The sequence below is a fragment of the Affinundibacterium nitidum genome, from assembly GCF_014284155.1.
Lineage (GTDB): Bacteria > Pseudomonadota > Gammaproteobacteria > Burkholderiales > Burkholderiaceae_D > Undibacterium > Undibacterium nitidum.
In genome coordinates this window covers 166292-180596 of the sequence record NZ_JACOFZ010000004.1, presented here as the reverse complement: position 1 = coordinate 180596, position 14305 = coordinate 166292, and the positions used below count along the sequence as shown (strand labels likewise).

The 14305-nt window shown below is 48.2% G+C and carries 11 protein-coding genes and 1 riboswitch; all 11 genes read right to left on the bottom strand.

The window, feature by feature from the left end; translation table 11 throughout:
* Positions 1-51: 51 nt before the first annotated feature.
* The 11 genes from H8K36_RS12380 to H8K36_RS12330 all read right to left on the bottom strand — a co-directional run bounded on the left by H8K36_RS12380 (position 52) and on the right by H8K36_RS12330 (position 14146).
* Complete coding sequence (locus tag H8K36_RS12380) at positions 52-2292, bottom strand: TonB-dependent receptor plug domain-containing protein (protein WP_186916789.1); 2241 nt, start codon at positions 2290-2292, stop codon at positions 52-54.
* A 302-nt stretch (positions 2293-2594) separates the two neighbouring features.
* Positions 2595-4049 (bottom strand): cobyric acid synthase, encoded by a 1455-nt coding sequence (locus tag H8K36_RS12375; protein ID WP_230404598.1) that lies wholly within the window; start codon positions 4047-4049, stop codon positions 2595-2597.
* A gap of 90 nt (positions 4050-4139) precedes the next feature.
* Positions 4140-4937 carry a cobalamin-binding protein gene (locus tag H8K36_RS12370; RefSeq protein WP_186916788.1) on the bottom strand — a complete coding sequence of 266 codons (798 nt, stop codon included), beginning with the start codon at positions 4935-4937 and terminating at the stop codon, positions 4140-4142.
* A 1-nt stretch (position 4938) separates the two neighbouring features.
* Positions 4939-6297, bottom strand: a complete 1359-nt coding sequence (locus H8K36_RS12365) for a cobyrinate a,c-diamide synthase (RefSeq protein WP_186916787.1) — start codon at positions 6295-6297, stop codon at positions 4939-4941.
* Complete coding sequence (gene cobO, locus H8K36_RS12360) at positions 6291-6917, bottom strand: cob(I)yrinic acid a,c-diamide adenosyltransferase (protein ID WP_186916786.1); 627 nt, start codon at positions 6915-6917, stop codon at positions 6291-6293. Before cobO ends, H8K36_RS12365 begins: the two co-directional genes overlap by 7 nt.
* Positions 6914-7717, bottom strand: a complete 804-nt coding sequence (locus H8K36_RS12355; protein ID WP_186916785.1) for an ABC transporter ATP-binding protein — start codon at positions 7715-7717, stop codon at positions 6914-6916. Before H8K36_RS12355 ends, cobO begins: the two co-directional genes overlap by 4 nt.
* A gap of 1 nt (position 7718) precedes the next feature.
* Positions 7719-8738: a FecCD family ABC transporter permease gene (locus tag H8K36_RS12350; RefSeq protein ID WP_186916784.1), complete on the bottom strand. Its 1020-nt coding sequence runs from the start codon at positions 8736-8738 to the stop codon at positions 7719-7721.
* A 55-nt stretch (positions 8739-8793) separates the two neighbouring features.
* Entirely contained in the window at positions 8794-10656 is a 1863-nt protein-coding gene (locus tag H8K36_RS12345; RefSeq protein WP_186916783.1) for a TonB-dependent receptor domain-containing protein, read from the bottom strand.
* Positions 10657-10779: 123 nt separating this feature from the next.
* A riboswitch (cobalamin riboswitch) is annotated at positions 10780-11002 on the bottom strand.
* A gap of 68 nt (positions 11003-11070) precedes the next feature.
* On the bottom strand, positions 11071-11481 hold the full coding sequence (locus H8K36_RS12340; RefSeq protein WP_186916782.1) for a PilZ domain-containing protein: 411 nt from the start codon (positions 11479-11481) through the stop codon (positions 11071-11073).
* A 156-nt stretch (positions 11482-11637) separates the two neighbouring features.
* Complete coding sequence (locus H8K36_RS12335; protein ID WP_186916781.1) at positions 11638-13281, bottom strand: hypothetical protein; 1644 nt, start codon at positions 13279-13281, stop codon at positions 11638-11640.
* Complete coding sequence (locus H8K36_RS12330; protein WP_186916780.1) at positions 13274-14146, bottom strand: ABC transporter ATP-binding protein; 873 nt, start codon at positions 14144-14146, stop codon at positions 13274-13276. Before H8K36_RS12330 ends, H8K36_RS12335 begins: the two co-directional genes overlap by 8 nt.
* Between the last annotated feature and the right edge of the window lie 159 nt (positions 14147-14305).

Sequence of the window (14305 nt, the reverse complement as noted above, 5' to 3'; positions counted from 1 at the left end):
TTTCAACCATTCGACGCTTTTTTTAATCACAACTCAAACTAACTAAACATCTTAGAATTTATGTTCGAAGTTCACACGCAAAGCCAAGTTGGTTGGTGTCTTGGTGCTGCGCACTAAAGAACCTGAGGCGTCCGTATAAGAACTTGAGTTAATGTTATCTTGATGCAGCGCATTTCCAAGTGAAACGCGAATATTAGTCAAGTTATCAAATTTCCAAAGTGCATACACATCGAGTACGCGTTTTGGAATCGAGTAAGAACCTTGATTTACCGAGATACGCACTGGACCACCACTCTGGAAGTTTAAATTTCCACCGACGGTGAGTGGCATATCATTGAGCTTGTAATCCACACCAAAGTTGGCGCTCACGGGTGTTTGAGCATCCAAACGATTATTTGGACCGGGCACAGAATTGACTGTCGAAGAATTAAACGCCAAGTTAGCGCGGAAGTCGATTGCTGGTGCATCATCCATCAATGTGCGCAATGGGAACTTTGCATCAAATTCGACACCACGCGTAGTCGCTTGACCATCATTAACTGGCATCGCAATCCACGTACCATTCACATTGCTTACGCCGGTGCGAGTGAAATCGTCTATCTTACGCAAGAAGAAATTCACACTCAAAATACCGCCATCAGGCAAATAGTGCTCAAAGCCAGTATCAAGACCCCAAGCCAGCTCTGGCTTCAGGTTTGGGTTACCCATACGGTCTGGGCTAGTCGCACTATTATTGCTAGAAATAAAGCGGCGCGGAATCAAATTACCTGTGTCCGGTGCTTTGTAAGTGCGAGTCAAACCTACACGAATCTGGTCGTTCTTGCTGCCTGGTAGTTTGTACAAAGTTTGCAAAATTGGGCTCATCACACTCGAACGATTATTCACTTCAGCATAATCGCTACCTTGACTATGGGTATCAATACCTTCCCAACGAATACCTGCATAAATAGACCACAGCTTGGACACAGTCCATTCATCTTGCACGTACATAGCAAGACGCGTGACATCTGCGTTAAACGTTTCGTTCAAGTTAATTGGACGAATCGCGCCATTGCCGGTTAAAGTATCCGCCTGTTTATTGTCGTCTTCGCGTGTGCTGTAACCACCATCCCAGCCCGCTGCAATCGCATGATCCTCAACGAAAGGCGCGGTGTATTTACCACCGAAAGTAAAGCCATTGTCGGTATTACTTGAGTTTGCGGTACGTATTAAGGTCTGTTTTGACGAATTGCCGACAAATGTATTATCACTGGTGCGACGGTTGACGTTCGCTCCAAAACGCACATCAAGTTTAGCGCTGTCAGCGAGTTTATGTACCCAATTCAAATTGGTGCGGGCCGAAGCGGAAGAGGAGCTACCATTCGAAGCACTATTCAAATATAAACGTTCATCTGGCACCGTTGTGCTGGTCAGATCTGAGTTATTGAAAGTAAAGCGATTGGCGTTAATGAAGCTCTGTGACGTGAGCATGTCACCATTTTCGAGCATCCAATTAATGCGTGGTGATAAACCGATAAAACTAAAGGTACCATTGCTTTTTGATTCTGTACGACGTGCATATACTTGCTTGCCATTGGCATCGGTCATCACTTCATCGCTAATTGATGGTCGTTCAAAATCGCCATGATTCAAATTGCCAGAAACGGAGTAGGACATACGACCAGCCTTGTCGGACAATTGCAAGCTGGCGTTCGCACCATATTTACCATTCTCTTCGCTCATCCCCAGTTTTAGTTCACGTTGGGCAGTCACGATCGCTTTTTTCAAGACGATATTAATCGCGCCGGCAATCGCTTGCGTACTTAATTCGGCGGTTGCGGAACGGAATACTTCGATACGTTCGATATTGTCAGGTGCAATCGAATCAAGCGAGAAACCTGGTGGACTTGGCTCGCCATTCAACATAATTTGTGTGTAGCCAGCGCCAAGACCACGCATGCGAATTGCGCCTCCACGGCCTTGCACACCACCGATCGTCACGCCAGGAAGGCGTTTTAAAACATCTCCAATATTGGAATCACCATAGCGCTGGATTTCTTCTTGGGTAACAACGATTTTGCTTGCCGTGTCTTGACGGCGCTCGTCATATCCTTTTGCACCACTGATCTCAACCTTTTGTGTTGGCGCTGCGACTGGCTTGGCCGGCACTGCTGGCTTCGCTGGTACTACAGGCTTTTGCTCTGGCTTAACCGTTTCTTTAGGCGCTTCTTGCGCCAATGCGGAGGCATTGAAAGCCAAACTTAAAGCCAAAGGAATTAAGGCGAGACGAAATGGGGATGTTGCTGATGACATATGGGAACCAAAAAGTAATTAAAGATGTAGCTTCGACGTGGTGCAGCGCAAAAAAGTTCAGCGCGATGCTCTAAAAGAAACACTTTGATACAAAACCTGAGAGGAACGAAACAAAGACTACGTTCCATTTACATTGAGACACAATCCTATCTTTTCAGCGACCAAGACCGTGCAAAGGATAGTTCGTGACAATTGGCGCGCATTATAGCGGAAATAGGTAAGCGCAATTGCAGAAGAGAAATTATCGAATGTAAAGAGCCCTATAAATTGACTAGAAAGATTGTTTAAGAAACACAATATCGCTACAAGGCTTGTAATTTATCTAACAATCCTTGGCAAGCGTCTGCTACTCTGTCAATGCTTTGTTCGCGCAATTCATTCAGGTCTACTGCAACTTCACTAGTTAGACCAGCCCATTTTAGCAAAGCACGACAGGCTTGTGGATGATCAAAAACACCATGCAAGTACGTTCCCAAAATTTGGTCGTCTGGCGAACGACAGCCCTCCTCCTCAATTCCAGCCTCAGTTTGCATCAAGAATGCGGGCAAGGTATCACTGCTGGCATAGGTCAAGCCCATATGGATTTCATAGCCTTCAACCCGACTATCTTTAACATCGCTGAAAGCGCACACACCCTGTACCTGCTGCAAACGTTTCTCTTGTGTCAGTTCAGTTGTGATGTCGAGGAGCCCGAAACCATCAGACTCCCCAGCCTGTCCTTCAACGCCATGTGGGTCATCAATCACTTGACCCAACATTTGATAGCCGCCGCAGATACCGATCACTTTGCCACCGTACCGTAAATGGCGCTCTAACACAGTTTGCCAACCGCCACGCTTTAAGAATGCGAGATCGTCACGGGTATTTTTACTGCCCGGCAGAATAATTAAATCTGCGGCGGGGATAGGATGATCGGGACCAATAAACTGTAAATCCACATCGGGATGCGCGCGCAAAGCGTCGAAATCTGTGTGGTTCGAAATACGCGGCGTTGCTGGCACAATCACTTTAAACTTACCCGATTGGGTTTGTTTCAGTTGAATTGCGTCTTCTGCGTCGAGCATCAGACCATGTAAATACGGTATCACGGCTAACACGGGCTTTCCTGTCTTCTGCTCCAACCAATCAAGGCCCGGCTCCAACAAGGAGATATCGCCACGAAAACGATTAATCACAAAACCAATAATGCGGTTTTGTTCGCTCTCAGACAAACAAGCGAGCGTCCCAACAAAGTGCGCAAACACACCGCCACGATCGATATCAGCGACCAGAATAACCGGGCAATCGACCGCCTCAGCAAATCCCATATTGGCAATATCACGTGCACGTAAATTGACCTCCGCTGGGCTTCCCGCTCCTTCGACAATGATGCTGTCATATTGTGACTGCAATCGACCGTAAGACTCCAACACCGCCGACATCGCAATTGTTTTGTATTGATCGTAATCGCGAGCATTCATGTCGGCGCGCACTTTGCCGTGCACAACGATCTGAGCGCCAGTGTCAGACGAAGGTTTGATCAACACAGGGTTCATATCGGTGTGAGGTGCAAGCCCGGCGGCTTGCGCCTGCAAAGCTTGAGCGCGGCCAATCTCGCCACCATCGGCGGTAACAGCGCTATTCAACGCCATATTTTGTGGCTTCATCGGTACTACGCGCACTCCTTGGCGTTGCAGTAGCCGACATAAAGCGGTCACGATAGTGGTTTTGCCCGCATCGGAAGTCGTACCCTGTACCATTAAGCTTTGAATTTTCATGCTACTTCGACTCTTTGTTGATTCTATTTATGATCTCTGATTGAAAACAGCACAATCTCACGACGCAATTCAGGTGCCCATTTAAGTCGTCTATTGCGCTTCATGCCAACGCTCAATGCAGCGATGTAATTGACTCAATCCTTCACGTATCGCCGCTGGGCCCGGCGACAAAATATCAGGCGATTTAATCTCAAACAGCATGTTGTTCCTTACTGCGGGGATTTGATCCCATCCGTCTCTCGCGGCTAAGGTTTCAGCCCGAAACTTCTTACCACACCAAGATCCGATGATGATATCAGGCGCACGTCGCACGACTTCCTCCGCGTCTTCGATAATACGATGTTTCGCTTGTTGTTGTGCTCCCAAGTCTGCGAAAACATCTACCCCACCAGCAATGAGGATCAGCTCAGACACCCAAGAAATTCCCGAGATCATCGGTGCATCCCACTCTTCAAAATAAACTCGAGGGCGACGTGACCATCGAGCCGCGGCTAACCGTATTGCAGCGATATGATCTTCTAATTCTTGTACCAATTGTTCTCCCGCATCGCGCTTATCAATCAATGCCGCGACACTACGTATCATGCGAAAAATCCCGGCGATGGTGTACTGATTATAGGCGTGCACCTCCACACCTTCAGCCACTAGCTGTCGACACAACTCAGACTGCATGTTCGAGAACGTCAATACCAGATCAGGCTCGACCGCCATTATTCTCTCAGGTTTTGCCGATGAAAAGCCGCTGACTTTGGGTTTCTCCAGCCGCGCTCGAGGCGGGTGAACAGAATACCCAGAAATGCCAACCACCAAATCTTCCGCACCCAAGGCGTACATCACTTCCACGGCTTCGGTACTAAGACAAGCAATGCGTTCATACAAACTCGCCATATCACTCCATCTTCAAAAATAAATGCGCTGATGCACGAGGGTTAGATGAAAAGTAGGCATGGAAATAGGAGGCATGTAAGCCATTTAGCTTATAGATTGCCTCACCTTCGACCGGTGCTAGCGTTTTCTCGTGCGCGATATGTTTGAGGGTGAACTGATTCGGCGTCAAATGTGTATCGAAACGTGAGAAATGAAAAGTGTGTCCGCGCAATTCACCATGTGCGTTCTGAATACTCTGCATGCCCAAAGCTTGCAGCGACTTCTGCATATGTATGACGCCGGGCAAAAGGCCCGCCATGTCCCAACTCTTTCCCTGACTATCGACCAGTTGTTCGCCAAGACTCATCATGCCACCGCATTCCGCATAAATAGGCAAGCATTGACGATGAGCACGCCTGATCGACGCTTGCCAAACATGCGCATCTTGCAGTGCCTTGGCATGCAATTCCGGATATCCTCCCGGCAGAAATACTGCATCTGCGTGCTCAGGCACAGCCTCATTACGGAGCGGAGAAAAGTATTCCAACTGCGCACCTAGTGCTTTTAGACAAGCGAGGTTAGCTGGATAGATAAAAGCAAAAGCCGCATCACGGGCGATGGCGATGGTTTTACCTTGTAGTAGTTTTGCTGTCTCAGGTAATACATTCACCGCTTGCGTTCTACCCGACTGTACGGCGAAATTTTGAGCGTTATTCGCTGACAGCAGTTGAGCCCATGCCTCGGTTTCCAGTCGCAGACTGCTTCCTAATTGATCTAAAGTTTGCTCCAAATCGATCTGCTCTTCGGGGAGCACCAAACCCAAATGTCGTTCTGGCAAAGTGCAGGGTTGACGCAGCAAGCTCGCCAATAAAGGAATATCACGCAATGCGCTTTTGACCATCTGCAGATGTCCATCAGATGCAATGCGATTGGCGATCACGCCTGCCAATTTTACAGGGCCGAAATCACGTAAGCCTAAGGCCACAGCTCCCACTGTTTGCGCCATGGCTGATGCATCAACCACGGCGACCACTGGTACTTCAAAAGCATTCGCGAGGTCAGCCGATGAAGGTGCGCCATCATACAAACCCATGACACCTTCAATCAAAACAAGGTCTGCGTTTTGCGCTGCTCGGTGGAGCAAACGACGGCATTCTTCTTCACCGTTGAGCCATAAATCGAGCGACTCCACGACATCACCACTGGCTTGTTCCAACATCATGGGATCAATGAAATCCGCACCTGTTTTAAACACGCGCACCACTTTTCCTGCTTGCCTAAAGTAGCGGGCCAAAGCTGCAGTGACTGTTGTTTTGCCCTGGCCTGATGCCACGGCAGAAATCATCAAGATCGGCGCCAAGGATGACTCAAAATTCACCATTCTATGCATTCCTGTGCAGTGACGCCGCTCTTGAACGCATGCTTAACTTCTTGCATTTCTGTGACCGTGTCGGCGATCGCAATCACCTCAGGCAAGGCACCTCGCCCAGTCAAAATCACGTGTTGCATTGGAGGTCTTTGCTGTAGATCTTCGATCACCATTTGTACATCGAGATAGTGATATTTGAGCGCAATATTGACTTCGTCTAACAACACCAGCGCGATAGTAGGATCGTTCAAAAACTTTCTTGCCTGCTCCCAAGCGGCCTGCGCCTTAGCGATATCGCGTTCACGATTTTGCGTATTCCAGGTATAACCTTCGCCCATCGCATGAAACTCAACTTCTTCTGGAAACCGACGCAGAAATTTTTCTTCACCAGTTGACATCGCGCCCTTGATGAACTGCACGACACCGACTTTCTTCTGATGGCCTAAGGCACGCATGACCATTCCCAAACCACTCGAGCTCTTGCCTTTACCATTACCGCAATTCATCACGATCAATCCACGTCGAATTTGCGCGCTCGCTATTTTTTCATCAATCAATTGCTTCTTACGTTGCATCCTTTGCGCATGGCGCTCATTGATGGCTTGGCGTTCGACTTCGTCCTTGATATTCATGCGCTCACCGTCGGTAGAAAAAGCGTTTGCGATCCGTGCACAAATCGCTCAATGGGGTGACCTAGGCAAGTGCCCAAATGATGGGCTTGCATCACTTCTTCTTTCAGTCCTAACAAGCAACTACCATCAGGCATCATCAATACAGCATGGGTAGCAACTTGGTAGGAGAGATTAAGATCATGGCTGACCATGATCACCGCTTTATTTTTTTGCTGGCAATTCTGCGCCAAAATTTGCATCACGCTCACTTGATGCGCCAGGTCTAAAGCATTGGCAGGCTCGTCCAATAGCAACAATTCAGCGTCTTGCGCCAACAAGGCGGCGATCGCCACACGCTGCCGCTCGCCACCCGACAAACTGCGCACATCACGTTGCGCCAAGTCTTCAACATCGAGCAAGCGCATCGCCGCCATCGCGATTTGCACATCATCGCCAGACTCCCAATAATGATTGTCTTGGTAAGGATGGCGCGCACTTAATACGGTTTCTAAAGCGCGATAGGCAAAGGCATCTACCCACCCTTGCGGCAGATAGGCACGCAGCTTGGCTAGTTCAAACAAATCCCAATCGTGCAGATTCTTATCCTGCAAGAGCACCTTACCGACTTGAATATCGCGCATGCCAGCTAAGGTGCGCAGCAAAGTCGACTTCCCAGCACCATTGCGACCAATAATGCACCAGCACTCGCCACGATTAACTTGCCAACTTAGGCCTTGCGCTAAGACGCGCGCGCCGACTTGTAGAACCAAATCCTGAGTCGATAACAAGGCCGAGAAATTGACGCTAGAGGTGTTGTTCATATTAACGCCTCCGCAACTGGTGGAGTTGGAACAAAAATACTGGCACGCCTATCATCGCCGTGATGACACCAACCGGCAATTGATGCGGCGCAGCGATGGTTCTTGCCAAGGTGTCTGCGACCACTAAAAAAGCGCCGCCACCTAGGCTCGCCAGAGGTATCAACAATCGATGATCTGGCCCAAATTTGAAACGACACGCATGTGGAATGATAAGACCAACAAAACCTATGCTGCCTGCGGTACTGACTGCACTCGCGGTGAGCAAGGCAGCGCATATAAACAAAAGCCGACGGAGCTGCCCCACATTTACACCCAAGGCACGTGCGTTATCGGCATGCATTGCAGCGATATTGATCGCCCTCGCTTTCGATAACATCAAAGCCGCGACGCCTATCCAAATCGCCCAAGAAAGATAGCGCGGTTGGGTATTCGATAAGTCACCTATCATCCAGAACACCATGCCACGAAGACTATGATCAGGCGCAATCGACAACAGCAAAGTGACAATGGCACCGCAACCAGAAGCCACAATCACACCCGTAAGTAGCAACAATGGCGTGCTACCTTCCGCACTGCCCGCACCGCGAAAATCACGATAAGCCAAACCGAACAGGAGTGCAGCCACACACATGGCGCCTGCAAAAGCCGATATATCGACCAAGACACCCGCACCAACAAACAGAATGGTCGCCAAAGCGCCAACCGAGGCGCCGCCCGACAAGCCCAAAACATAAGGGTCGGCCAACGGGTTGCGCAGTAGCGCTTGCATTAAAACACCGGCTAAAGCCAAGGTTGCACCCGTCACGAAAGCGCTCAAGGCACGGAACAAGCGTAGATCCAAAACACTACTAGCAAGGCTTTCACGCTGACCATGCACGAGCTCGTTTAGTGCAGAAAACAACTCGGGAAAAGATAAACTGACTGAGCCTGTAACACAGGCGAACAGCAGACTCATGAGGGAAAGCACCGCCATTGCGATCAGCAAGACGAGTGCTCTTTGCGCTGTCATGACTTGTGGCATAGTCTGGGTGCTTTCCTAAAAATGAGCCTTCAACGGAAGCTCAGTTACTACAGGCCTAGTTAAAGCCGTGATTCAAACCAATATAGACGTTGGAGCCAGGCGTATTGTAATTACGCGCCAATTCGTATTTCTTATCAGCGACGTTATTCCAGCGCGCGAGTACGTTCCAATTTTTTGCAAACTGGTAGTTCGCCACTAAATTAAGCACGCCAAAACCACCCAAGCGATTTTTATTGGCTTGATCATCAAAACGTTCGCTGGACAACACATTTTCTAGGCTAAAGGTCCAATCTTGCCAACGATAATCGGCACCTAAAGTCGCATGTTGTTTAGAACGACGCGCTAGACGTTTACCTGTCAAATCATCTTTTGGATCTTGTATATCGAGCGTTGCACGTAAGATCAATTGATCGAATTTTGTCGAAGCACTAAATGTGAAGCCAGACAAGGTCGCTTTATTGATGTTGTAAGCACAGCCGTATTTATGTGTACTTTGCTGAACAGGGCAGGGATTGGCAGTCGCAAGCAAATCAGTGATTTTATTCTCATAGTAAACAGCACTGAACATCGTGACATTATCGTCCCACAACAAACCGATCTCTTTATTTTTGCCCAGCTCAGGACGGTTAATATCGAGACCATAGCCTGGGTAATACAGTTCATTAAAACTTGGTGCACGGAAGCTCGTGCCATAACTAATATTCGCACGCAGATTTTCTGTTAAGCGATAACCGTAAGCCAAATTGTAAGTATTATGCGAGCCGAATTGAGAACTACGATCACGACGGACACTGGCTGTTGCCAAATGCGCGTCTTGTTTTAAAGTGTAAGCTGCCGCATACGAAGTCGTGTCACGTTCACCGCCCACACCTGCCGTAGTAGTCTTCACGTCTTCTTCGCGCTTCTCGACGATCAATTGCAACACATCGCGACCGAAGGCCACATTGTTTTGCCAATTCCAGCCGCGTTGTAGCGTCTCTGCATTGCTTTTACCATAAGACGCGTCAGAAAATACACGATCATTTCCGCGAGAATATTGCAAACTCGTACTCCAATCTGCACTTACTTTTCCCTTGATGAAAGCAGCCGTGTTGTCCATTTTTTGTTGGCTGCGATCGTCATAACTCGCACCAGCATCGAAACGTACATCGAGCGTACTCTGCAAGAAATTGACACCTGCAGTCCAATTCGGATCAAGCTTCCATGCCAGATTCCCGCTGAAGCTCTTTTGCGTATATCCATCTTTATCTGGGTTGTAAGTAAAAGCACCAGACGCTGGCTTGGAAGCACTAAAACCATCACTGTTCTCACGCGCTGCATTTAAAGCATACTGAAAACCGCTCTGATCGGCTCCAAAAATTCCCGCAGATAATTTACGCAAATGATCTGTGCCGGCGCCAAAGCTAACGTTAGCACTTGTACCCTTACTCGATTTCTTCGTGAACAATTGAATCACGCCGCCCATCGCATCCGCGCCATACAAGCTAGATAATGGACCATACACAATCTCAATACGCTCGATTTGCGCCAGAGGAATCGTGCTCCAAGTTGCACCACCTGTGGTCGAAGCACCAATTCGAACGCCATCGATATACACCACGCTTTGCGCATTGCCTGCACCGCGTACGAAAATGGACGATACCGAACCTGCCCCGCCGGTACGCGAAATCTCGATACCGCGTTGTTGCTGTAAGAGGTCTACGATACTGGTCGCGCCAGATTTAGCGATGTCTTCTGCCGTAATCACGACGTTATCAGCCAGCACGTCTTTGGCGACCTGTGCTTGGCGGCCAGCGGTGATAATCACGCGTTCGGTCGTCTCGTTATCGTTGTCGTTGAAGTTAATGGAATTTGCAGAAGCAGGAAATGCGGCAGCCACCGCAGCAGCGGTTGCGAATAATTTGAAGATAGGTTTCATACACACTTTGAATAAATAAGTCACAAGCAACCGAGATCCCCGTTGGGTGCTTGAATACAAAATGCGGAAAAGGAAAAAGCAATGCAGCAGAAAACTGGCACACACTCGAACATCCCCGTTCGCGGCACTTCACTTATTTTGGCCGGTATCCGGGCTGACAAGCATCACCATCTGACCTTCCCATGCATACAGCACAGTGGTATTGAAGGATGGCTGGCAAGAAGAACTTCTTGCGCTTGTTCACCGTTGCGGGGGCAGCACACTTAAGCAAATAAATTCGCTCTATGTTTCCCGTTTAACCGCCAACATGACTATGTCGGCGAGCACCAAAACTTCGCTATTCTACCGCGATGAGAGAGTAAGAACAAGGAAAGCGTGTCAGGAAGCGGGTCACTTCGCCTACCCGGGTACGAATTAAGGGTCGAGGCGACTGGTCATCGACACCCAAGCAGCAACCAAATCGCGATGCAATTCGGAGAGCTCGATAAATTGCACGCCAATACGGAAAAAGTCACCACTCAAAATACAGTGCATCACTTTTACTTTGCACGGCACTTTATACATATTGGCGATTTGATCAATATGCGGAATCTCCAACATCATTTGGTGATCACGGTTCATCACCGCAGGTTGTGGGCATTGAAACAAGATACCGGAATCTGAAATATTGATCACTTTGATCGGCAAAATGCTGCCGTCGGCCGCTCGAAAAGCGCCGCGCCAAGTGACATTGATTCGGGGGCTACGTCTTAATTCCACACTCAGCCTATCATTTGCAAAATAGAGTTCACGCCCAGAAAATTTACCTAGGGCAATATATTGCATTAAGTTACCATGACTCTCGCACCTAGGGCAAAAAACATGGCAAAAAGATCATCGCTAAGTGCTAGAGCTTCCCAAATTACAACACTTCGGTCGTTGAATAAGACAAGGGGTGAAGCAATTCACCCCTTGTTAACTTCAGTGCATGCGCCGACAGGACTAGCTGTTCTTCCATTTGTTATAACCAATACCCACGATCAATGACGCTACCGCCAACTCGCACATTAGGATTAAGGTTGACTGTGTTGCAACATGATTAAATCCAAACAAATCTATCATTGGAATACTTTTTGCCTGACTAGCGACATACAGCCAGAACAAGAATAAAGATAGGAAAGGTCGAGCACTACGTGTGATTCTTCCTGCTGCACAAGCCATCGCAGAAGCTGCCACAAAACCTGTCAACAACATCAACACGACAAAGCCTTCTGCGCTTAACAAACGTAATATAGCGACCCCACCAAACATCATTGCTAACAGCATGCAAGCACTCAACTGGCGCAGGTAACGTCGCTCGACTCCGCCGCTGACGGCGGCTGTCATGCTTTCAATGCCTGCCTGATAATCTCGTGTGCTGATATCTACAATCAAGACTCCCCATGCCATCACGATAAAGGGCACGACTGAAAATAAACCTTTATCGTCACTGAACAAAGCAAAACCATTTAGCACGACCAGGCACAAGATAAACACTGGTGCAGAAATCAAAGTCAGCGCTGTATCGGCTACAACTTGTCCGAAAAAATTTGGCATACGATTCGCAACACTCATCAGCGGCTGAACAAAGCGCGCTAAAGGGCGACTCCATTGATTCAAAATTTCAATTGGCGTACGGCGTTTGCGAGACTGCGATTGTTTCACACGATCTGGAGAGAAGCGATGAAACAAAGGGAATGCCAGCAACAAGGGCAATAGCGCAAACAAGGCTGTCGCCACGCGTAAAACAGTCAATTTCACTGACCACAAGGATGCGGATAAAACGATAGGCGCTAAAGCCGGATCGAAATTACTGCCGCCGAGCGAGAAATTTTTCGTGCCTAATTGACCCTGCAGATTTGCAACCGTCGTCACCAGTCCGCAAAAATCAAAAATAAACCATGCCGAGCTCTCCCCTTTTCCCAACTCCATTACTTTCGAAATCAAACTCAATTGGGCTATCCACAAAATAAAGAATAAAAGATCACCAAGCTTACCCATCAAAAAGGGAACGCTATCAAACAGTAGGGCCAAACTCACGACATAAAAAGCAAGTGGAATAAACACAAGGCTATAGGTTTGTAGGTACACCCAGAAATCAATTCCTGGCTCACCACGCACCATCTGCAGAGCAATGACTGACAGCATGCCAGCAAATATCAACAACAAAAAATACAAAACCCCGCCGATCCAACGGCTAGAGAGGAATACTGCATTACTCACTGGGCTCGCTGCGATCAGACTACCGATGCCAGTACGAATATCATCTGCGACCCTGCCTCGCACCAAGAAAAAACCGACAAACAACATGATCATACTGAGCAAGCTCGAACTTCCTAGCGCTAAAGCCGAACTGGTGTACAACACGCGTGCTCGATCTATAACAATCATCGCGTAGCCTGAAGCGGGGTCAGATATGATGTTCCAGCACATAGCCGCCATCAAGAACACAGCGATTAAACTGGTCCAACGACGTGCACGTAAACGTATTTCGGTCAGGATCAAAATCTGCATCGTATTCCAATGTTGCTGCCAACCAGCAGTGGGCGTATGTCTGACTACGTCGCCGGCACCGAGACTTAGTGAAACCATCTTCGCCTTAGACATTTTCGGCCTCCTGCAAAGAATAACGTTGCGCCATCAAAGCATCTTCTAAACTAGGCTCAGTCAAACTCGCATTACTCACTGGCGCAAACGGATGAGCGACGCGCAATTGGTAGAGATCGCCTTGCCGTTGCGCTTGCAAGACCTGCGTACGGATTTTAAGTTGCTCATACTCCTCGGCGGAAACTTGCGCCGACCACACCTGTCCGCGCGCCTGAGTAATCATGTTTTCAGGTGTATCGAAACCAATTAAACGCCCCTTACGCATAATCGCCAATTCACTGGCGATGCTTTCAACATCAGAAACGATATGCGTCGACATAATCACCAGTTTCTCTTGCCCCAAATCGCCTAATAAATTACGAAAACGCAAGCGCTCTTCAGGGTCAAGACCCGCCGTCGGCTCATCAACGATGAGGATATCGGGGTCATTAAGCAAGGCCTGCGCAATACCCAAACGTCTTCGCATACCTCCGGAAAATAAAGCAGCGTTGCGTTTTGCATGCTCTGCCAAATTGACCAACTCTAGGAGATAACGAATACGTTCAGGGTCACGCACTCCTTTCAAACCAGCAAAATACTGCATCAACTCAAGTGCACTTAAATTTGGATAGACACCAAAATCTTGCGGCAGGAAACCCAAGCGAGTACGCATGGCGTCAGGGTGTTTAACGATATCGACACCTTGAAAAATGATCTGCCCACTGCTTGGTTTACTCAAAGTGGCAATCATCTGCATCAATGTCGTTTTCCCCGCCCCGTTATGTCCAATAAGGCCAACAACTCCGCGCTTCAAACTCATACTGACATCGTCAACTGCACGCATCTGCGGGCCAAATTGTTTTACAACACTCTTGATCTCTAACATCGCTCACTCCTTGAGTAGTCGCAGGACTAGGTCCTTACGCTTGAAAATAAATTCGATGATGAGAGAGTAAAGAAGTTGATGTTGATCTGCCTTCTGTTTGAGATAGAGCGCACAATTTGAGGAATGAAGCGGAATAATCGGTCATTAGTGAACAAACTG

What these genes read in the sequence shown, in the direction of transcription:
- H8K36_RS12380 (WP_186916789.1), bottom strand. Translation starts at nt 2,292, where the DNA reads ATGTCATCAGCAACATCCCCATTTCGTCTCGCCTTAATTCCTTTGGCT.
- H8K36_RS12375 (WP_230404598.1), bottom strand. Translation starts at nt 4,049, where the DNA reads ATGAAAATTCAAAGCTTAATGGTACAGGGTACGACTTCCGATGCGGGC.
- H8K36_RS12370 (WP_186916788.1), bottom strand. Translation starts at nt 4,937, where the DNA reads ATGGCGAGTTTGTATGAACGCATTGCTTGTCTTAGTACCGAAGCCGTG.
- H8K36_RS12365 (WP_186916787.1), bottom strand. Translation starts at nt 6,297, where the DNA reads ATGGTGAATTTTGAGTCATCCTTGGCGCCGATCTTGATGATTTCTGCC.
- cobO (WP_186916786.1), bottom strand. Translation starts at nt 6,917, where the DNA reads ATGAATATCAAGGACGAAGTCGAACGCCAAGCCATCAATGAGCGCCAT.
- H8K36_RS12355 (WP_186916785.1), bottom strand. Translation starts at nt 7,717, where the DNA reads ATGAACAACACCTCTAGCGTCAATTTCTCGGCCTTGTTATCGACTCAG.
- H8K36_RS12350 (WP_186916784.1), bottom strand. Translation starts at nt 8,738, where the DNA reads ATGCCACAAGTCATGACAGCGCAAAGAGCACTCGTCTTGCTGATCGCA.
- H8K36_RS12345 (WP_186916783.1), bottom strand. Translation starts at nt 10,656, where the DNA reads ATGAAACCTATCTTCAAATTATTCGCAACCGCTGCTGCGGTGGCTGCC.
- H8K36_RS12340 (WP_186916782.1), bottom strand. Translation starts at nt 11,481, where the DNA reads ATGCAATATATTGCCCTAGGTAAATTTTCTGGGCGTGAACTCTATTTT.
- H8K36_RS12335 (WP_186916781.1), bottom strand. Translation starts at nt 13,281, where the DNA reads ATGTCTAAGGCGAAGATGGTTTCACTAAGTCTCGGTGCCGGCGACGTA.
- H8K36_RS12330 (WP_186916780.1), bottom strand. Translation starts at nt 14,146, where the DNA reads ATGTTAGAGATCAAGAGTGTTGTAAAACAATTTGGCCCGCAGATGCGT.